The organism is Alcanivorax sp. HI0044, from assembly GCF_001634945.1.
Window position 1 is genome coordinate 1 of record NZ_LWEZ01001871.1, and the last position, 1200, is coordinate 1200.

The following is a 1200-nucleotide window of genomic DNA, read 5'->3' on the forward strand; positions in this document are numbered from 1 at the left end:
AGTCCGGGGAGGAAATCACCGCCCGGGCTTCCACATTGGTAAACAGGGCAATTTTTTCCCGGGCGCTCTGCGGAATCGGGTCATCCGCACGGCACACCAAAATGTCTGGCTGCAGCCCGATGGAACGCAGCTCTTTCACGGAGTGCTGGGTGGGCTTGGTTTTGATTTCCCCGGCGGTGGCGATGTACGGCACCAGCGTCAGGTGCACCAACAGGGACTGGCTGGAGCCCAGCTCCACGCGCATCTGCCGGGCCGCTTCCAGGAAAGGCAGCGATTCGATATCGCCCGCAGTACCACCAATTTCCACGATGGCCACATCCGCATCACCCGCGCCTTCGCGGATCTTCAGTTTGATCTCATCGGTGATATGGGGGATCACCTGGACGGTGGCGCCCAGGTATTCACCGCGGCGCTCTTTATCCAGCACATGCTGATAGACACGGCCGGTGGTAAAGCTGTTGCGGCGGTTCAGGCGGGTGCGAATAAAACGCTCGTAATGACCCAGATCCAGGTCGGTTTCGGCGCCGTCTTCGGTCACGAACACCTCACCGTGCTGGTAAGGGCTCATGGTGCCGGGATCCACATTGATGTAGGGATCCATTTTAATCAGGGTGACCTTGAGGCCGCGAGCTTCCAACAGGGTGGCCAGGGACGCGGAGGTAATCCCCTTCCCCAGAGACGACACCACACCGCCGGTGACAAAGATGAAACGAGACATGCACTCACCAGATCGCTAGTGGGTTGATAGCACCATCGTCAGTGTGTACCGGCCCCCATAAAAAAAACACCCTGCACGTTACAGACGGGCAAGGAGCTTTCGTAAATCGGGTTGGCCAGCTTCGCAAGAGACGATTGAACACCTGAAAATTCAGGAGCTTGCGCTACATCAGGACGGGAGAAAATGTTAACAGAAGCCGCCCCGTGCCTCAATCGGAATCGCTCCCGAAAGCGTAAAAAGGTGGTGATACCCAAACCGTACAGGCATCGGCTACGCCGAATTGCGCACTGCCTGTAAATGGTTGGCCAAGCGGCTGAGAGAGCAGCAAGGCTCAGGGACCGATCCACTCTTGCGCCCCACCGAGCTCGGAGGCAGGGAGCCCGAGATCAGCCTCAGGGCTTCTCACATGCCGCCAGCACATCGGCAAAAGGCGCATCGATCAGCGATGCAAACTCGGAATGCCGGCCCAGACGGGCACGGCT

1 protein-coding gene is annotated in these 1200 nt (G+C 58.7%); it reads right to left on the minus strand.

From position 1 onward, the window contains the following. Nucleotides 1-718: CTP synthase (locus tag A3730_RS27910; protein WP_082872557.1), on the minus strand; the 718-nt coding region annotated here is incomplete at its 3' end. Between the last annotated feature and the right edge of the window lie 482 nt (nt 719-1200).